Annotated in this window: 16 protein-coding genes and 1 pseudogene; 7 read left to right on the top strand and 10 right to left on the bottom strand. The window is 56.2% G+C overall.

All coding sequences use genetic code 11. From position 1 onward, the window contains the following. Positions 1–31: 31 nt before the first annotated feature. The 4 genes and pseudogenes from C5Y96_RS07385 (at position 32) to C5Y96_RS07400 (ending at position 3,316) form a co-directional block, all read left to right on the top strand. A complete protein-coding gene (locus C5Y96_RS07385) occupies positions 32–1,039 on the top strand; it encodes a hypothetical protein (protein ID WP_105351493.1) in 1,008 nt (335 codons plus the stop codon). Positions 1,040–1,154: 115 nt separating this feature from the next. Further along, positions 1,155–1,406, top strand: coding sequence for a 50S ribosomal protein L27 (gene rpmA, locus C5Y96_RS07390; RefSeq protein WP_105351495.1), 252 nt, complete (start codon positions 1,155–1,157; stop codon positions 1,404–1,406). 123 nt (positions 1,407–1,529) lie between these two features. Then, positions 1,530–2,537: pseudogene (gene obgE, locus C5Y96_RS07395) on the top strand (GTPase ObgE); the annotation flags it as partial. 2 nt (positions 2,538–2,539) lie between these two features. After that, a complete protein-coding gene (locus C5Y96_RS07400; protein ID WP_105351500.1) occupies positions 2,540–3,316 on the top strand; it encodes a type III pantothenate kinase in 777 nt (258 codons plus the stop codon). Between the two features lie 26 nt (positions 3,317–3,342). On the opposite strand, the gene C5Y96_RS07405 is transcribed toward C5Y96_RS07400, so the two are convergent. From C5Y96_RS07405 to C5Y96_RS07435, 7 genes are all read right to left on the bottom strand, one after another. Beyond that, complete coding sequence (locus tag C5Y96_RS07405) at positions 3,343–4,245, bottom strand: NAD-dependent epimerase/dehydratase family protein (protein WP_105351503.1); 903 nt, start codon at positions 4,243–4,245, stop codon at positions 3,343–3,345. Continuing rightward, positions 4,242–5,228: a GDP-mannose 4,6-dehydratase gene (gene gmd / locus C5Y96_RS07410; protein ID WP_105351506.1), complete on the bottom strand. Its 987-nt coding sequence runs from the start codon at positions 5,226–5,228 to the stop codon at positions 4,242–4,244. Before gmd ends, C5Y96_RS07405 begins: the two co-directional genes overlap by 4 nt. A 6-nt stretch (positions 5,229–5,234) precedes the next feature. Next, entirely contained in the window at positions 5,235–7,958 is a 2,724-nt protein-coding gene (gene gyrA / locus C5Y96_RS07415) for a DNA gyrase subunit A (RefSeq protein WP_105351508.1), read from the bottom strand. A gap of 408 nt (positions 7,959–8,366) precedes the next feature. Beyond that, complete coding sequence (locus C5Y96_RS07420; RefSeq protein ID WP_105351511.1) at positions 8,367–8,582, bottom strand: hypothetical protein; 216 nt, start codon at positions 8,580–8,582, stop codon at positions 8,367–8,369. 10 nt (positions 8,583–8,592) lie between these two features. After that, on the bottom strand, positions 8,593–9,123 hold the full coding sequence (locus tag C5Y96_RS07425) for a hypothetical protein (RefSeq protein WP_105351513.1): 531 nt from the start codon (positions 9,121–9,123) through the stop codon (positions 8,593–8,595). A 32-nt stretch (positions 9,124–9,155) separates the two neighbouring features. Beyond that, positions 9,156–9,797 (bottom strand): hypothetical protein, encoded by a 642-nt coding sequence (locus tag C5Y96_RS07430; protein ID WP_105351516.1) that lies wholly within the window; start codon positions 9,795–9,797, stop codon positions 9,156–9,158. Positions 9,798–10,177: 380 nt separating this feature from the next. Next, positions 10,178–10,930, bottom strand: a complete 753-nt coding sequence (locus C5Y96_RS07435; protein WP_146115557.1) for a CPBP family intramembrane glutamic endopeptidase — start codon at positions 10,928–10,930, stop codon at positions 10,178–10,180. A 152-nt stretch (positions 10,931–11,082) separates the two neighbouring features. Here C5Y96_RS07435 and C5Y96_RS07440 point away from each other — a divergent pair, with 152 nt between their 5' ends. The 3 genes from C5Y96_RS07440 (at position 11,083) to C5Y96_RS07450 (ending at position 13,763) form a co-directional block, all read left to right on the top strand. Further along, positions 11,083–11,757: an endonuclease III domain-containing protein gene (locus tag C5Y96_RS07440; RefSeq protein ID WP_233198858.1), complete on the top strand. Its 675-nt coding sequence runs from the start codon at positions 11,083–11,085 to the stop codon at positions 11,755–11,757. A 191-nt stretch (positions 11,758–11,948) separates the two neighbouring features. After that, positions 11,949–12,236: a co-chaperone GroES gene (gene groES, locus C5Y96_RS07445; RefSeq protein ID WP_105351520.1), complete on the top strand. Its 288-nt coding sequence runs from the start codon at positions 11,949–11,951 to the stop codon at positions 12,234–12,236. Positions 12,237–12,635: 399 nt separating this feature from the next. Further along, positions 12,636–13,763 (top strand): prenyltransferase/squalene oxidase repeat-containing protein, encoded by a 1,128-nt coding sequence (locus C5Y96_RS07450; RefSeq protein ID WP_233198860.1) that lies wholly within the window; start codon positions 12,636–12,638, stop codon positions 13,761–13,763. Between the two features lie 89 nt (positions 13,764–13,852). Here C5Y96_RS07450 and C5Y96_RS07455 read toward each other — a convergent pair whose 3' ends face one another. The 3 genes from C5Y96_RS07455 to C5Y96_RS07465 form a co-directional block, all read right to left on the bottom strand. Continuing rightward, positions 13,853–14,773, bottom strand: coding sequence for a class I SAM-dependent methyltransferase (locus tag C5Y96_RS07455; RefSeq protein ID WP_105351523.1), 921 nt, complete (start codon positions 14,771–14,773; stop codon positions 13,853–13,855). A 19-nt stretch (positions 14,774–14,792) separates the two neighbouring features. Continuing rightward, entirely contained in the window at positions 14,793–16,355 is a 1,563-nt protein-coding gene (locus C5Y96_RS07460; protein WP_105351525.1) for an ABC transporter permease/substrate-binding protein, read from the bottom strand. Between the two features lie 190 nt (positions 16,356–16,545). Then, positions 16,546–17,307 carry an ATP-binding cassette domain-containing protein gene (locus tag C5Y96_RS07465; protein WP_105351528.1) on the bottom strand — a complete coding sequence of 254 codons (762 nt, stop codon included), beginning with the start codon at positions 17,305–17,307 and terminating at the stop codon, positions 16,546–16,548. Between the last annotated feature and the right edge of the window lie 17 nt (positions 17,308–17,324).

Raw genomic sequence — 17,324 nt, forward strand, 5'->3', positions numbered from 1 at the left:
GTCCCTATTCCCATCTCCAGGCGTTTTCCGCATGACAGTTGCTTCCATTCGCACTTCGTTTCTGCTTGTTCTGGCAATGCTTAGCGCATTGTCGGCCATGCCGTCTTCGTTTGCCACGGCAGCAGCTCCGGAAGAAAGCACCGACGTCGCAGCCAATGCGATCCGTCTGGCGCAAGCCAATCCGCCTAATCGAAAGTTTGTCGATGGCGTGATGACCACGATTCCGATGAAGTTCAGCGCTCAAGACACCTACACGAGCCCCGAACAATATCGCGACATCTTGCAGGGCATTCCCAATCTGGATTGGACCCCAAATTACCTTTCCGACACACGAACGCTGAAGTCGATGGCCAGCAACGTCATCTTCCGCCGCGACATTTGGGGCCTGGAATTCTCGTTCAAACCAGTCCGCATGATCGAGGTTGGCGTGCCGCAGCCCAGCGGAAAGCTGCAAAAGAAGTTGATCTGGTACATGGTTTACAAGGTAACCAATCACGGAAATCCACTTCGCCACGTGCCGGTCAAAGATCAGTTCGACAACGTGAAGTTCGAAGTTCAACAGATTGAAGACCTGCCATCCGCACCGATCCGGTTCTTCCCTCGTTTCGTCCTGGAAACCAAAGACACCAAAGAACGTAAAGAGTACCTAGACCGCATCATTCCGGCCGCTATCGAGAAGATAGCTGAACGCGAAACAGGGGGCAGCAAGCTTTATAACACCGTTGAGATCAGCCGATTTGACATTCCCGTGACGACCCCCGACAAAGACAACAGCATCTGGGGCGTGGTCACCTGGGAAGATGTCGATCCGAACACCGACTTCTTCAGCATCTACATCGACGGTCTGACCAATGCGTTTCGCGTGGTTGATGCCGACGAAAACTACGATGCTAGCTCTAACCCCCTCTCTTACCGCCAGTACCAGCAAAAGACGCTGAAGCTCAACTTCTGGCGTCCTGGCGACCAACTGGACGAAAACGAGCGGGAAATCCGACTCGGATCGCCTGGGGAGGTTGACTACGAGTGGATCTTCCGATAAAAAACTAGTTTCCCTCAGCGGCGATATAGTTGCCAGGGAACTGAATCGATCCAACTCGTAAGCGATTGCCGCCCTTTTTGATGCGGCCTAATAAGATACCTCAGGAGCAGATGTCATGGCCCATAAGAAAGGTCAAGGTTCTAGCCGTAACGGTCGCGATTCCAACCCTCAATACCGCGGCGTAAAGAAGTACGGTGGCCAAACGGTAAAGGCCGGTAGCATTCTCGTTCGCCAGCTGGGCACCAAGTTCCGTGCCGGCAAGAACGTCGGTATGGGCAAGGACTACACCCTGTTCGCTCTGTCGGACGGTACGGTCATGTTCGACCAAGGCAGCCGCCGCGTGAACATCGTGGTCGAAGCCAACTAGGCAATTCGCCCTTCCCCGCTGGGAAGCTTAGGCGAACGATTCGCACAAGAGAAAACACAGTAGGGATGGTCAGTTGGCCATCCCTATTTTTATTCGCATAACGCCAGGCACTAAAATCCATCTATGTTTGTCGATCGGGTACAAATCGAAGTCGAAGCCGGGGGTGGTGGAAATGGTTGTTCCAGCTTCCGCCGCGAGCGATATATCCCCAAGGGAGGTCCCGATGGTGGAGACGGCGGCGACGGCGGGAGCATCATCATCCTGGCCGAAGAAGGGGTGAACAGCCTGGTGCAGCTCGCCCACCAACACCACTGGCGCGGCAAACGAGGCGGCCACGGTAGCGGTGCCAACCGCACCGGTCGCAAAGGGGAAGACATGGTCATCAAGGTTCCGCCAGGGACCGTGGTGATCGACGCGAAGGAAAACTTCGTTCTGAAGGATCTCGCCAAGGACGGAGATCAACTGATCGCGGCACGCGGAGGCAAAGGAGGTCGTGGTAACCTCAGCTTCAAATCAAGCACCAATCGCGCCCCCAGAGAATGCCAGCCTGGCGATCCCGGCGAGAAACGCCTGCTGACCCTCGAACTGAAGTCGATCGCCGACGTCGGCCTCATTGGCAAACCCAACGCCGGGAAAAGCACGCTTCTATCGCGTCTTTCCCGCGCAAGGCCCGAAATTGCCGATTACCCGTTTACCACCAAGTTCCCCAACCTGGGCCAGGTGCAGATCGACATAGACACCAGCTTCATTCTGGCCGACATCCCCGGTCTGATTGAAGGAGCCGCCGAAGGGGTCGGACTGGGGCACGAATTTCTGCGCCATGTCGAACGAGCAGGTCTGCTGGTTCACCTGATCGAGCCAGCTCCGGTCGATGGAACCGACCCAATGGAGAACTATCATTCCATTCGGAAAGAGCTGGAAGCTTACAATCCCAAGCTTGCTGCCCGGCCAGAGGTGACGTGTGTCACCAAGGCCGAACTTCCCGGAGCGGAAGAGTTTCGCTCGACCCTTCAACAAGAGCTTGGCCGTGACGTCTTTCTGATTTCGGCGGTCACCGGGCAAGGCCTGAACGAAATGGTTCGGCAAGTTGCCCAGCAGTTGGAGGCCGCCAAGAACGAAACGGAGGAAGCCTAGTGCCGGTTGAGTCTCTCGTCGCCATCGATATTGGCAACACGCGAGTTCACTTTGCCCTGTTCGAGAACTTCCATGCGGACGAAGTTACTCCGCCGGTGTCCACGTTTTCGTATTCGACTTACTCGTCAGACATCCAAGGCCTGCGTAACTGGCTATCTGGCGATACCCTTCCCTGGTACACCGTCAGCGTCCACCGCTCGGCACTCGCTTCACTGGAAGCATTTTCCAAGATCGAACCGCGCGTCAGTTCTTTCTTCGCGTTCGATCACAAAAAACTACCGATCGAAATCGCAATTCCCTCTCCCGAGAAGGTCGGACTCGATCGACTTGCCGCTGCGGTCGCCGCGAATCACATGCGCCAGAAAGATCGGCCTGCAATCGTAGTCGACGCCGGCACGGCAATCACCGTCGACGCGGTTTCGGCCCAAGGAGAGTTCGTCGGCGGGGCCATCCTGCCTGGCATGCGCACCAGCGCGAAGGCCTTGGCCTCGCAGACCGACGCCCTACCTCAGATCACGATTGACCTGGAAAACAAGCCCGCCGCGATTGGCACCAATACAACCGAGGCGATGCAAAGCGGTCTCTTCTGGGGCTCGGTTGGGGCGGTGCGAGAAACGATCCGCCGCGTCTCGGATCAGCTGAACTCCGACAAACCACCGCAAATTTTCTTTAGCGGCGGCGACGTAAATTACCTGGCACCGTGGATGGACCTCGATATCGAAACGGTCGATCACCTGGTGCTCAGAGGCGTAGCGCTGGCGGCTCAAACGCTGTAACCAAGCGAACGCCGACCGCACCCGCACTACGCGTTGATGCCTTGGTAGACATCTTCCAAGGTCTGACGCAATGCAATCCGCTTGATCGGTCCGATCGCTTCATGCAGCTTCGTTACATCAGCGATCGGCTGCTGCGTGGCTTCGAGCTTTTCTGCCGTGACTTCGATGCGCTGGCCGCGGATGTCACACAGGGTATTCCAGATATCGGCGGTGGTGATCGCCGTGCCACTACCAACGTTATACGCTTCGCCGAGCGCCCCCTTCTCGGCAAGTAGCCGGTACATGCGAACGACGTCACGAACGTCGCTTAGATCGAGGGACGTTGCCAGTGAGCGAACCGCTTGGGGACCGGCGGCATCCTTCACCTTCTGACACCACTCTGGCACCAGGTAAATGGAGCTTTGGCCAGGACCAGTATGATTGAAGGACCGTGCGATGACGACCTTCAACCCTTGAGGGATTCGGTCACGCAGCAGGTTCTCAGCCGCCCACTTGCTGTGGGCATAACCACCTTTGGGCTGTAAAGGATCGTCCTCCTTAGCCCATGGCTGCTCGGCTGTGCGGCCGCCGTATACTTTGCTGCTGCTGGTGAAAACGATGCGTGGCTCGGAAGGAAGTGCCAAGGCCAGATCGGCCACGTGACGCGTTCCCAGGATATTCACGGCCTTGCAGGTTTCGGTGGGCAGGTCATCACCGCAGCTACCAGGATGACTGATCGCGGCCAGGTGATAGATCACATCGGGCGAGAACTCTTTGAGCGTATCGATGAGCGTGGGGGTCGCAGGCTGCGAGATCTCCCACTTCAGGTCCGATGCCGACGATGGCTGGCTGCCAACAAACGTCCCGCGAACCTCGTCCCCGCACGAACGCAAGTGCGACGCGAGGTGCTGACCGACGAATCCATTGATGCCGGTAATCAGAGCCTTCACGCTTGCTCCTCAGCGAGTTTGATCTCGGCCCTGACTCGCTTCATGTCTTCGTCGACCATCATATGCACAAGTTGCTCGAACGAGACTTTCGGCTCCCAGCCAAGCTCTTTGCGGGCCTTGCTCGAATCGCCGCATAGTGTGTTCACGTCAGCCGGGCGATAGAATCGCTCGTCAACGACGACGTACTTCTCCCAGTCGAGATTGACTCGCTCGAAGGCCAGGCGGCAGAACTCGCGGACGGTGTGCTTCTGACCGGTCGCCACCACGTAGTCATCGGGCGTGTCGGCCTGCAGCATCAACCACATCGCTTCAACATAGTCGCCGGCGAATCCCCAGTCGCGTTCCGCGTCGAGGTTCCCCAGGCGAAGCTCGCTTTGCAGTTGTTGAGCGATCCTGGCCACGGCGTAAGAGATTTTACGGGTTACGAATTCCGTTCCCCGTAGTGGGGACTCGTGATTGAACAAGATCCCGCTGCTAGCGAACAGGTTGTAGCTCTCGCGATAGTTGACCGTCATCCAATGGCCATACATCTTAGAGACCCCGTAAGGGCTACGTGGCCAGAACGGGGTCGTTTCTCGCTGAGGCTCTTCGTAGACCTTCCCGAACATCTCGCTGCTCGAGGCCTGGTAGAAGCGGATGTTCGTATCGACCGTACGTATCGCTTCCAGAATACGAGTGACGCCCAAGGCCGTGACTTCGCCGGTCAGGATTGGCTGGTCGAAGCTAGTCGGCACGAAACTTTGCGCGGCCAGGTTATAGACCTCCGACGGCTGAACGGTTTCGATTAGCCGATTGAGGGCCATTTGGTCGAGCAAGTCCCCTTGATGCAGTTCGATCTTATCGGTCAGATCAGCGATCCGCTCAAAAGGTAGCGTGCTACCACGACGCACCATGCCATGGACTGCGTACCCCTTGGCCAAGAGAAACTTGGCCAGGTACGCGCCATCTTGCCCGGTGATCCCGGTAATCAGTGCCACTCGCATGTGGAACTACTCCTCGCCACTCTCTTCGGAAGCACTCTCTTCAGAAGCAGAGCCTTCGTCGGTCGATTCTTCTGCGGCGGGCTGCTCACTTACCTGAGGTGCGGCCGGTGTTGCCGGTGCTGCGGTTTCATCCAATTCGTCGTCGCCGTCTTCCTTAGGAACACGGACCACGGCGGCCAGGCTATCCCCTTCGTCCATCGACATGATGCGGACGCCTTGCGTGTTACGGCCGACCATGCTGATTTCGGCGGCGGAAATACGCTGGATCTTGCCACGGGCAGTCATCATCAGCACTTCGTCGGAATCGTCGACGCGAGCGACCGCGACGACCTTACCGTTGCGCGCGGTGGTCTTGATGTCTCGCAGCCCCTTACCACCACGCTTCTGCGTGCGATAACGAGCGCTGCCCGAGGTCGACTCTTCTTCCGAGCCGCTATCTTCGGTTCCGCTATCCTCTGTTTCGTTCTCGTCCCCTTCGTCCTCAATGGCCAGGCCAGGACCGAAGTTGGTTCGCTTGCCGTAACCATGTTCACACACGGTCAGCAACTGAGCATCCGGATCGGCCACGACCATCCCCACCAGGCTGTCTCCTTTGGTGAGGTTAATCCCCTTCACACCGCTCGAGTTGCGGCCCATCGCACGGGCATCGCTCTCGCGGAAACGAATGGCCATCCCCTTCTCGGTGGAAAGCACGAGTTCGTCGCCAGGCTTGGTGATCGCGACATCGACCAGTTCGTCGTCTTCCTTCAGCTTGATCGCGATGATGCCGTTCTTCTTGGGACGGCTGTACGCTTCGAGCAAGGTCTTCTTCACCAGGCCCTTGCGGGTCGCCATCACCAGGCAGTGGTCTGGCAGGTCGAAGTCACGCACGGCTCGGCAGTCGGCAATGTGCTCTCCTTCTTCCAGTTGAAGCAGGTTGACCACCGCGCGACCACGGCTTTCGCGGCTGAGGTTCGGCAGGTCGTATACCTTTTGCCACAGCACTTTCCCCTTCGTGGTGAAGAAGAGAACGTACGCGTGGGTCGAGGCGACAAACAGGTGGCGAATTGGATCTTCCTCTTCGCTCTTGGCCCCCTTGATCCCCTTACCACCACGGCGCTGGGCCTTGTAGATGCTGGCCGGGGTTCGCTTGATGTACCCCTTGGTGCTGATCGAGACCACCATCGTTTCTTCTTCGATGAGGTCTTCCAGGTCGATGTTGCCGATCTCTTCGTGCGAGATCTCGGTGCGACGATCGTCCCCAAAGCGGCGGTCGATCTCTTCCATCTGCTCGCGGATGATCGCCAGAATGTTGGCTTCGTCCGACAAGATACGCAGATACTCGGCAATCTCTTCCAGCAGCTTGGCATGTTCGCCGGAAAGCTTTTCCTGTTCCAGGTTCACCAACTGACCCAGCGTCATACGCAGGATCGCGTCGGTCTGCACCGAGGTCAGGAAGTAGACGTCCGATTCACCCCGCTCCAGCTGGAACTGAGCGAAACCTTGCTCGCCGAGAGCGCGGGCCATCATCGAGGCCGGGCATTCGACCCCCATCAGGCGCTGCTTCGCTTCGGCTTGGGTGCGGGACGAACGAATGATGCGGATGATTTCGTCGATGTCGGCCAGTGCCAGCAGCAAACCTTCGATGGTGTGCTTGCGTTGACGAGCCTTGGCCAAGAGGAACTGCGTACGACGGCGAATGACCGTGACGCGGTGGCGAATGAACTCTTCCAGCATTTCCTTGATCGACATCGTTCGCGGCTTGCCGTCGACCAATGCCAGCAAGATGATCGAGAACGAATCCTGGATCGGTGAGAACTGGTAGAGCTGATTCAGCACGATATCGGGATCGGCGTCACGCTTCAGTTCGATGACAATCCGCACCGGCTCCTTGAGATCGGAGTGGTTGGCGACCGCGCGAATTCCCTGGATGCGTCCTTCATTGACCAGCGAGGCGATCTTCTCTTCGACGCGGTCGCGGGTCTGCTGGTAAGGGATGTCGTGGATGATGATCTTCGCACCGCTTTTGGCATGTTCGATCGTGGTGTGCGAACGGACGACGACCGTGCTGCGGCCGGTCTTGTAGCCCTGGCGGATCGCGGCCCGGCCACAAATGATGCCCCCGGTCGGGAAGTCAGGCCCCTGGACGATGTTGAGGACTTCGTCGATGGTAGTGCCGGGATCGTCGATCAGATGAATGACGGCTTGGCAGATCTCGCGCAGGTTGTTCGGCGGGATGGAAGTCGCCATACCCACCGCGATGCCGTTCCCGCCGTTGACCAGCAAGTTGGGGAACTTGCTCGGCAACACGGACGGTTCGGAGTTGCGCTCGTCGTAGGTCGGCACGTAGTCGACCGTGTCGAGCTTCAGGTCTTCCAACATCAACTGGGCGAAGCTGGACATGCGGGCTTCGGTGTATCGCATAGCCGCCGGGGGGAGACCGGCAATCGATCCGAAGTTCCCCTGCTTGTCGACCAGCACGTACCGCATGTTCCATTCCTGGGCCATGCGGACCAGGGTCGGATAGATCACCGCTTCACCGTGCGGGTGATAGTTACCCGAGGTGTCACCGCTGATCTTGGCACATTTGACCCGCGATGCCCCCGGCGTGAGGTTCAGGTCGTTCATGGCCACCAGAATGCGCCGCTGCGAAGGCTTCAGCCCATCGCGAACATCGGGCAAGGCGCGGCTGACGATCACGCTCATCGCGTAGGTGAGGTAGCTCTCCTTGAGCTCGTCCTCAATCGACATTGTGAACAGTTTTGTGGGGTCTTCCGTCGACCCGCCATCACTACCATTACCGTTGGGGTTGTTACCGTCCGTTGCCAAGTGAGCGTCCTTTCGGAGGTTATCCTGCGCGGCGGGAAAAAGTGCCCGGCGCGACCGTCAATCTGCGAGGTTGCCAGCAGTGCTGAAAAGAGGCAAAAACACCGAGAAAAACCACGTTTCCCCAGTCGTTAAAAGCCTTTCAAATTGCACACCGTAATGTACCAAACTTGAGGGCGCAAAACTACTAGGGGAAAGCCAATTAGGCGAAGCGCTAAGTGGTTGTAGGACAGAGGTTTACGAGGCGTAATTTTTAACCAGATTTGACATAGCGAAGATACCCCAAAAAGCAACGGCAAACCTGGCACCGCCAACAGTAAAAACCTAGCAAAGTCAGAACGGCCCTCGATAGGATTCAAGGAACATTGTGTATTTGTCGGGCAGCGTTGATGGGTCTTTCAAATAGTTCAACCAGACTTCGAGCCTGGCCTGCTCTTGGGGAGTTTTTACGTTGAGCATCTCCTTTTGAAGCGCCGAAAAGAATCGATCTTTCATGCTCTCACCATATCCGGCGGTGTCGTAAATTTCAATTTCGCGAACGATTTGCATCGCCTCGAAGTCACGCTGCCGCTGATAGCTGACGTAGAGCGGAAGCGGATCGAGATCGGAGAAGATGCTCTGCAATAACGTACTCAGGAAAACTCCTCAAACACTCGAGAATGCGGGCCTGAATTGCGGGATGGCTATCGGGATACTCCTTGGCTAATAAATCGACTAGCTCATGAAGCTGATGGTCGTTTGCTTGTAGAAAAAAATAGACGAGATCTCGCTCACCCCAGTGCACCGTTGGATTTGTCGTTTTGATCTCGCTTAGAACCGCATCAGGGGAATTCCACCGAGTGACTGCCCCATCAAACGATTGCTCAGCACGTGAGAGCTTACTCATTCGTGCTTCTGCTTCTGAGCACTCCTGAATCAGCATTGCCTGCTCGGCCATCAGATCGCGGTAACGCTTGTCCTGAGCGGCAAACGCTGAGTAGACCGCAAAAATCATCCCCGCGATCGTGGGAAGCACGAACAGGAGAAACCACAGCGGAAACTGAGTTCGCTGCGAAGGTCGTTGTTCAATCTCCTGTTCGGTCTCACTCATGCCAGTTCCAATTTCGATCGAGCACGCCGAACTCACAGTGTGTACGCGATCTCTTTCGCATCTGCTTTCAGATCTTTCCAGTCGGCGTCTGCGTTCAATTCCAGGGCCATCGACTTGGTTAGGGGCCGATGTTCGTAAATGGCCGTTACCAGGTCTGGGTCGACCTCCATCTCGTAGTACTCTCCCGCAAAATCGCAGTACGTTTCTGGGTCACCATCGAGGGGAGAAAGAAGGTAGGCAGATCCATCCGGATCATTCCCTTTGGGAAGCTTGACGTTTGCGTGATCCCACTTTGAAGCATCTTTCGCACGCCAGAGACAGAACGTCACATTTTCAGGTGAGAACGCAGGCTCGGTCACGCCTCCCTTGAACTGAGCGGGAACGCCTTCGTATAGCTGGCTGCAAAGCTCAGGCATGCTCGCAACCTTGCATTCGTGCTCGAAACCTTTGAGGAAACAGCCGTACGCGTTGAACAAGGCAAAGAAATCATCGCCGCTTCCATTTCGCATCGAACCCATTCGCTCCCCTTTTCCCCACTTGGCGTTGAATGAGTAGTAGCGGTACTCCCATTCGGGACACACGATGGCATCGAGCATGGCCAACGACTGAAGCAGTTTCTCCAGCCGCGACACCTCCGGCAGATGCGAAAGATCTCGGGTCGATATCGTGGCCACCGGCAGATGTTCCTGAAAAGAGATGAGAGGGGGCTGGAACTAGTTTTAATGGCCAGGACAGTTTCTTTCCACATTTTTCCACAATTCGAAGCAACCCAGTCCCAGATATCCGGATAACCTTTTTGGCTCGACGGGGAAACGGGTCACTTACTCGCGGCCGCGAGACGATTCAACGAGGGGTAGATCGGTCGGCACGATCCAACGAAGGTGCCCAGCGATCGTGAGCTTGCCTGTGTTTAGGGGGAGATACACAGGCAGATGGAAGGCATCGACCGTGGCCACATCGAATCATCGGGGGTTGATTCGATGGTGGCTGCGGTCGAGTTATTTCTTGACCCAGCCACGTGATGCACGCTGTTCGTTTCTAGATGCGTGATGTCTTAAGAGAAAGCCACCAGCACGTCGTACATCGCGTGCGATCCCGCCGCGATACCAAAACCGCGCAGGGCAAAGATCGACGCGAAGATCAGCCCGGCCGACAGGCGAAATAGAAACGTGTAACCGTCGATCGGATCGCCGCCAGCGACAAAGAAGTTGTAATGGGCCGCGGCGAACACCAGGCTGCTAATGAGCATCGCCGCGAAGGTGGCAACCAGTTTCGGGAACGCAAAGCCCTGGATAAAGACGATCAGCACGGGGATCAGCATCAATCGGAACAAGAGTTCTTCGTAGATTCCTGCTCCGAAATAGGCGACAACCTGCTTGGTGGTCGTGTCGACCTCGGGACCGGCGTTGGCCGCAACGACATGCATCTGCATGACCGACGCCTGAAAGTGAGCCAGGCACAAGAGCAACAGCCCTAGCACCATCGACTCGGCAGCCATCAGCGGCAGATTGGTTGGGCGGAACTGCCACGGGTACGACTTCAAATGATGCCAAGACAGGAGAATCCCGATCGTCAGCACCGGTAGCAGGAAGTACTGACCGAGACCCATCAGGCTCAGGAACTGTCGGAGCCAGACATCGACCCCATTGCGAATTGCGGCTGGCCCCAGCCAGAGCACGCCGGCCTCGTAGACGGCCAGCATCGGCAGCACGAAGATCAAACTAGTCAGCGGGCGAGCGGTGGCCTGCCAATAGTTGATCTCTTCGGTTTCGAGTTCCACTTCAGGAGCGGAGATGGGTGCGTTCATTGCTGGCGATCGTTGGTCGAGCGAGGTTTCCACATACTTTCCCGTCGGAACTTATGCCAGCAGCACTTGATTCCTAGTCGCCTGACTGGAACAACTGTTACGACCGGACATTGCCTCTCCCAATCGAAAACTTGTCTGTGTGGATTCTTTCTTTGAGCGACTCGAACGTTTCCTTAAACACTGTCTTTGAAAAGCTTTTAGAGCACTACGGCCCGCAAGACTGGTGGCCTGGCGAGTCTCCGCTGGAAATCATGATCGGTGCCATCCTGACCCAAAACACGTCCTGGAAGAATGTCGAGAAGGCCATTGCCAACCTCAAAGACGCCGGACTGCTGCACTTGGGCCGGTTACACACGACACGCCAGGAAGAATTAGCCGAGATCATCCGCCCTTCGGGCTATTACCGCCTGAAAGCCAAGCGGCTGGCCAATCTGATTGACCATGTCGTCGCCCGATACGACGGGGACCTGGAGTGGATGTTCTCGCACGATGTGACCACGCTGCGCGAGGAACTACTGAGCATCAATGGCATCGGCCCGGAAACGGCGGATTCGATTCTTCTTTACGCGGGCAACCTGAAAACATTCGTGGTCGATGCCTACACGGCTCGCATTTTGAAGCGGCACGGCTGGATTGCGTGGGAAGCCGATTACCACCATATCCAAGACCACATCGTCAGCCAGGTGCCCGGCGAGGTCGAGCATTACAACGAATTCCATGCGTTGATCGTCCGCACCGGCAACGAGTTCTGCCGCAAAACGCCTAAGTGCGAAGGCTGCCCTCTAGCGTGTTATCTGCCGGAGTCTGGCATCCAGGAGCCGGAATAAAGACCTGGGCCAGCCAGGATTTTTTACCAATCCCCCACAAACCGCACTTATCTACCCCTTAAAGGGCGTGCGACTTCCATTCTCTCGGCAGTCACTTCTTGAAACGCATCCATCGGCGTGTCAGAATCATTCCTTACATGTTTTGCGACATTGCGTGCCCCTTTTTGTTTTGAGCCGGAGTTGAAGCAAGTATGAAAGTTGTTCCCCTGGGAGCTAATGTGGTCGTGCGGCGGATGGAATCGGAAGAAACCACAGCCGGCGGCATCGTCTTGCCTGGCAGTGCTCAAGAAAAACCGAAACAGGGCCGTGTCCTGAGCGTCGGTGATGGTCACGTTCTGAAGGACGGTACCAAAGCACCGCTGAGCGTTAAAGAAGGCGACCAAGTGATCTTCAGCAGTTGGGCTGGTACCGAGATTAAGGTCGAAGGGGAAGAACTCCTCATCATGGCCGAAAGTGACATCCTAGCTGTCCGCGGCTAGATCTTTCGCGATCAGGCCATATTCTAGCCCCCTTTCGATTAACATCGCTAACTTCCTGGTATTCTTGAGGTTAGCTCAAGTTGCCGCTGAAAGCGTCGGGGTACCCCCCACGCTAGTCATGTCTAATTGGGATGTGCGCGGCCAACATCTTCTCGAAGAGTGGTTAATTACCACTTCTCGGTCTACAATTGTGTGTTCCATGCTTGGTTTCATGGTGAACATTGTGGTTCGCCCTGGGCTTCGCAACGGTGCCAATTTGGGGTCGATGCTCTGCCAATCGACTCCCCAGCGCGGTCTGCCATCGCTTTGGGCAGCAACGAGCACCTAGCAACCCGCCCGATGACGCCTGGCTTCGTCATCCGCGTTGACTTGTTTTCCCTAGAGATTGAGGTCTCCTACATGTCTCAGTTGCTCGTTAGTCCCTTACGTCTTTTCCTGGCGATGCTCCTTTTGGCTTCGCTAGTGGTTTCGCCGGCCATCGTTCAGGCCGCCGACAATGCTGCCTATGAAAAGGCCGTGCAAAGTGCAGTGAACTACTTAACCAACCAGGGTCAGGCCCCCGACGGTACGTTCAGCAGCAACGCTGGTATCGGTGTTACGGCCATCTGCACGCTTGGTCTGTTGGAACACGGACGCACCCCGCTCGATCCGGCCGTGAAAAAGGGTCTGGCTGCTCTTGAAAAGCACGTGAAAGAAGATGGCGGCATCTACCTGGAAGGTACGCGTCACCGCAACTACGAAACCTGCTTGAGCCTGTTGACCTTCACCGCAGCCAATAACGAAGGGCAGTACGACAAGCTGATCGCTAACGCCAACAAGTTCCTCAAAGGCCTGCAATGGGACGCCGAAGAAGGCAAGAGCGAAGACGACGCGTTCTACGGAGGAGCCGGTTACGGTGGTCACTCGCGTCCTGACATGTCGAACACCACCTTCCTGATGGAAGCTCTGAAAGAAAGCGGCACCAGTGCCGACGATCCGGCCATGCAAAAGGCTCTGATTTTCGTCAGCCGCTGCCAGAACCTGGAGTCGCCGCACAACCAATTCGAGTTCGCTCCGAAGAATCCCGATGGTGGCTTCTACTACACGATCGCCGCTGGCGGCAACAGCCAGGCTGGTCCAACCGAAAATGGTGGTCTGCGTAGCTACGGTTCGATGACCTATGCCGGTCTGAAGAGCATGATCTACGCTGGCGTCGACAAGGATGATCAGCGCGTGAAAGCTGCCGTGACATGGCTCGGTAAGAACTACGACACCGAGCAAAACCCAGGCATGGGGGACACTGGGCTGTACTACTACTACCACACCGTTGCTAAGGCGTTGGAAGCTTACGGTGAAGACGATTTCGTCACTGCCGACGGTAAGAAGCACGACTGGCGAAAAGAGTTCACCGATGAACTGATCAGCCGCCAGCAAGAGAACGGCAGCTGGGTCAATGAAAAGGCACCACGCTGGATGGAAGGCGACCCGAACCTGGTTACTGGCTACTGCCTGTTAGCATTGGCCCACCTGCAGAAAGATGCAGACTAAGTTCTGCGATCGATCATCAATGACAAAGGTCCGGCGAGATGTCTCGTCGGACCTTTTTTTGTGCGCTGAACAGAAATGATTGGATCAGCCTACTTCTTTCGCAGCACGAAGACCGCATCGCTGATTTCATCGTCGAACGGCATCGGGTCGTCGATGTCGTAGTTGAAGTCGTACACCTCGCAGATCTCAAACTCCGGCACCTTGGCCAGCAAGCTGCGAAACTGCGGCGGGTTGTAGATGCGATAAGGATACTCGGCCTTGAGTCGCAGCTCTTTTTCGCCATCGCGAACTTGCAGATGAAACAGCAGAGTCTCGATACGTTCTTCTCGATCCGAACTGACCACTTCCAACGTGGTAGTGACTTCCACTTCCCCTTCGCGATTGGTCCAGTGCTCTTCGCACTCGGGATCGTCGTAGTCCTGCAAGATGTGAAAACCGAGGATATACAGCCCGCCAGGGCGCAGGGCACGTGCCACGCTGTGCAGGTGACTTTCGGCATCCTCTTCTGTCAACAAATGTCGAAACGTATTGAACGTGCAGAGGGCCGCATCCAGCGGAAGCTCTGAATCGAAGTTCGCCATGTCGGCCAACATCGTTTCTGCCGTCAGTTCCTTCTCGTGAAGTTGGTCGGCAAGATAAGCCAGCGAGGCTTCGTTGTTGTCTAAGCCGAGGACCTCAAACTCGCGCGAGGCCATCTCGATGACGTTACGACCGCCTCCACAACCGATATCCAGTACGCGGCGGGTCTCTCCCTGACCAAAACGCTGAAAAGCATCTTCAAAGAAGTCGCATTCCAGTTCGGTTTCATCTTGAAAGGAAAGATCCCAATACTTGGGATAGTCGTAGCAGTCGACCGTTTCAAATGGTGTCAACAGATTATGCTCGTAGAAGGAATGCGGAGCCCGATGGGCAATCTTGTTATTGTGCCCATATTCGCCGGTGGCCGATAGGAGCAAAATGGGTAATTGCTTGAATGCCTCGAAAGTAGTCGCCGCTGGCATAGCCAGCATGAAGTTTCGCCGCAATTTCTTAACTTGCTGGAATCTCCAGGGTTTTCGCGGCTTCGACGACTGATTTCTCCTCGATATCGACCATTCCGTTCGCTTTGCGCATTTGCTCGGTCGAAATCGTGTTGACCATCTTCCGCAACTCTTCGGTCGCAGCCCGATCTTGAGCCAGGCGGGGCGAAACCAGCAGGACCGCATCGTACGGAGGCAAGACGAACCGCGGATCGCTCAACTCCACGATTTCGTCCGTGGCCAAGCGACCATCGGTGCGATATCCCACAATGACGTCCGCATCGCCGCGAAGCAGTTCGCCATACATCAGTGTTGCGTCCATCGACTTCGTCTTGTCGAACTGCATGCCATATTCCGATTGCACATTCTTCCATTCCGGACGCGACCAGAATTCAATCTCGCAGGCCGCCGTCAAATCACCGGCATGGACTGCGAGATCTTCCAGTGACTTAATCCCCAGCTCTTCGGCCCTTTCCTTCTGCATGACAAACACGTAGTCGTTGCGGAAACCAAGTGGCCCCAGCGCGAGCACGCCGCTGCTCTCTTTCAAGTTGGTGGCAATGTCGATCATCATCTCCGCGGAAGAGACGTTGTCGCTACGCTGCATCTCATTGGCCCATAGCGTTCCTGAGTAATCGATATAGCAGTCGATCTCGCCACGCTGGAGCGATTGCAGCACGACCGTGGATCCCAGTCCCGCCTTTATATCGGTCTGGCGATTTGCTTGATTCAATGTGTCCTTTAGATGTTCGATCAGAATGTACTGCTCGGTGAATGGCTTGCCGCCGATTACGTAGGGCCTTTCCTGGGTGAATTCGCTCACTTCGGCCAGCGGCCCCGTTGCTGTGATGCTTGGTTTTGACTGCACGGCTTTCAGCAGCAACGGACTCAACGCAACCACAACCATCCCACCAATCGAACCCAACGCCCATGTCTTGCTACGACGCTGCGATGCTCGCTCGAGTCCACCCAGCAACATGTCCAGCAGCAACGCCAGGCCGGCGGAAAACACGCAGCCAACAAACAAAGCCACAGGATTGGTTGTCTGCAAGCCTGCAAAAATGTAATCTCCCAAGCTTGTTGCCCCAACGGGGTAAGCCAGCGTCGCGGCACCTACCACCCAGGCCGACGCCGTGCGGATCCCTGCGATGATGGTTGGCGATGCCAACGGCAGTTCCACAATACGCAGCCGTTGCCACTTGTTCAGCCCAATGCCATCGGCCGCTTCGATACAGCCTGGATCGACCGTCTTCATACCGGCGATCGTGTTTCGCAGGATCGGCAGAATGCTGTACAACACCAGCGCAATCCAGGCCGGCAGGATGCCGGTCCGATCCAACGCAAAGACCATGATCGCCAGCAAAGCCATCCCAGGAATCGTTTGAATGACGTTGGCGATCGTCACCGCGATTCTTTCCCACTGGGGACGCCTTGAACAGAAAATCCCTAACGGAATACTGATTAGCACCCCTGCCAGAAGCGAGGTAAACGCCAGAAAGATGTGCCCACCCAGTCGATCTGGCAGAAAGCTCAGTTGATACGGCAATCGAGCCCAGAAGTCAGCGTCGAACATGATTCGATTCCTGTTCCCTCACCCCTGAGGGGAGAGGGTTAGGGTGAGGGGTTATGTTGTGGTAATGGAAGGAAGAAGACGTTGGACGGAAGACGCAACTCAAAGTCAACATTTCTTTGTGATGGCAAGTGAGCACTTCGTTCACTGCTTCACCCTAGCCCTCTCCCCACAGGGGCAAAGGGACCGGAGCTTAATCGCTCAGTTCTCGAACGAGTTCGCCGTGTCGGCGAGGTGTTTCCAGGAGCTTCGCAACATAGTCGTCGCCTGGGTTTTGCAGAAGTTCTTTTGGCGTACCGATGCGTAAGATCTCGCCGACGTTCATCACGGCAATGATGTCGGCCAGGAGCAATGCTTCGGCCATGTCGTGCGTGACGATCACGGCAGTCAAACCGAGCGAACGCTGAAGGCGGCTAAATTCGATTTGCAGCGTATCGCGTGTTACCGGGTCGAGAGCGCCAAACGGTTCGTCCAGCAGCATCACCTTGGGCTCGGCAGCGAGTGCCCTGGCAAACCCAACGCGTTGCCGCTGCCCGCCAGAGAGTTCGCTGGGCAAGCGTTGGGCAAAGGTCTCGTGTGGAAGATCGACCATATCCAATAATTGGTTGGCCTTGGCCGCGCGCTCCCCTGCTGGCATACCTTGTAGCTTTAATAGCAGAGTCACGTTGTCGGCCACGTTCATATGCGGCAGAAGCCCGATGCTTTGAAAGACGTAGCCGATCCGGCGACGAAGCTGAACGGGATCTTGGTGGGTGATATCTTCGCCGCCAACCAGGATGCTGCCCGAGGTGGGCTCGATCAGACGATTGATCATCTTTACGGTCGTGCTTTTACCACTGCCACTCCCTCCCAGCAGTGCGAGCACTTTCCCATCCGGCACTTCGAGCGAGACATTCTTCACCGCGAAGGTCTTCCCATCATCCCATGATTTGCTGAGGTTCTTGAGTTGAATCATCGGTTTTTCTCGCGTCA

Origin of the sequence: Blastopirellula marina (assembly GCF_002967715.1) — a bacterium.
GTDB classification, from domain to species: Bacteria; Planctomycetota; Planctomycetia; order Pirellulales; family Pirellulaceae; genus Bremerella; species Bremerella marina_B.

Excerpts from the sequence above, each read along its gene's own strand:
- C5Y96_RS07385 (WP_105351493.1), top strand. The coding sequence starts at position 32 with ATGACAGTTGCTTCCATTCGCACTTCGTTTCTGCTTGTTCTGGCAATG.
- rpmA (WP_105351495.1), top strand. The coding sequence starts at position 1,155 with ATGGCCCATAAGAAAGGTCAAGGTTCTAGCCGTAACGGTCGCGATTCC.
- gmd (WP_105351506.1), bottom strand. The coding sequence starts at position 5,228 with ATGCGAGTGGCACTGATTACCGGGATCACCGGGCAAGATGGCGCGTAC.
- gyrA (WP_105351508.1), bottom strand. The coding sequence starts at position 7,958 with ATGTCGATTGAGGACGAGCTCAAGGAGAGCTACCTCACCTACGCGATG.
- C5Y96_RS07420 (WP_105351511.1), bottom strand. The coding sequence starts at position 8,582 with ATGCAAATCGTTCGCGAAATTGAAATTTACGACACCGCCGGATATGGT.
- C5Y96_RS07425 (WP_105351513.1), bottom strand. The coding sequence starts at position 9,123 with ATGAGTGAGACCGAACAGGAGATTGAACAACGACCTTCGCAGCGAACT.
- C5Y96_RS07435 (WP_146115557.1), bottom strand. The coding sequence starts at position 10,930 with ATGAACGCACCCATCTCCGCTCCTGAAGTGGAACTCGAAACCGAAGAG.
- groES (WP_105351520.1), top strand. The coding sequence starts at position 11,949 with ATGAAAGTTGTTCCCCTGGGAGCTAATGTGGTCGTGCGGCGGATGGAA.
- C5Y96_RS07450 (WP_233198860.1), top strand. The coding sequence starts at position 12,636 with ATGTCTCAGTTGCTCGTTAGTCCCTTACGTCTTTTCCTGGCGATGCTC.
- C5Y96_RS07455 (WP_105351523.1), bottom strand. The coding sequence starts at position 14,773 with ATGCTGGCTATGCCAGCGGCGACTACTTTCGAGGCATTCAAGCAATTA.
- C5Y96_RS07460 (WP_105351525.1), bottom strand. The coding sequence starts at position 16,355 with ATGTTCGACGCTGACTTCTGGGCTCGATTGCCGTATCAACTGAGCTTT.
- C5Y96_RS07465 (WP_105351528.1), bottom strand. The coding sequence starts at position 17,307 with ATGATTCAACTCAAGAACCTCAGCAAATCATGGGATGATGGGAAGACC.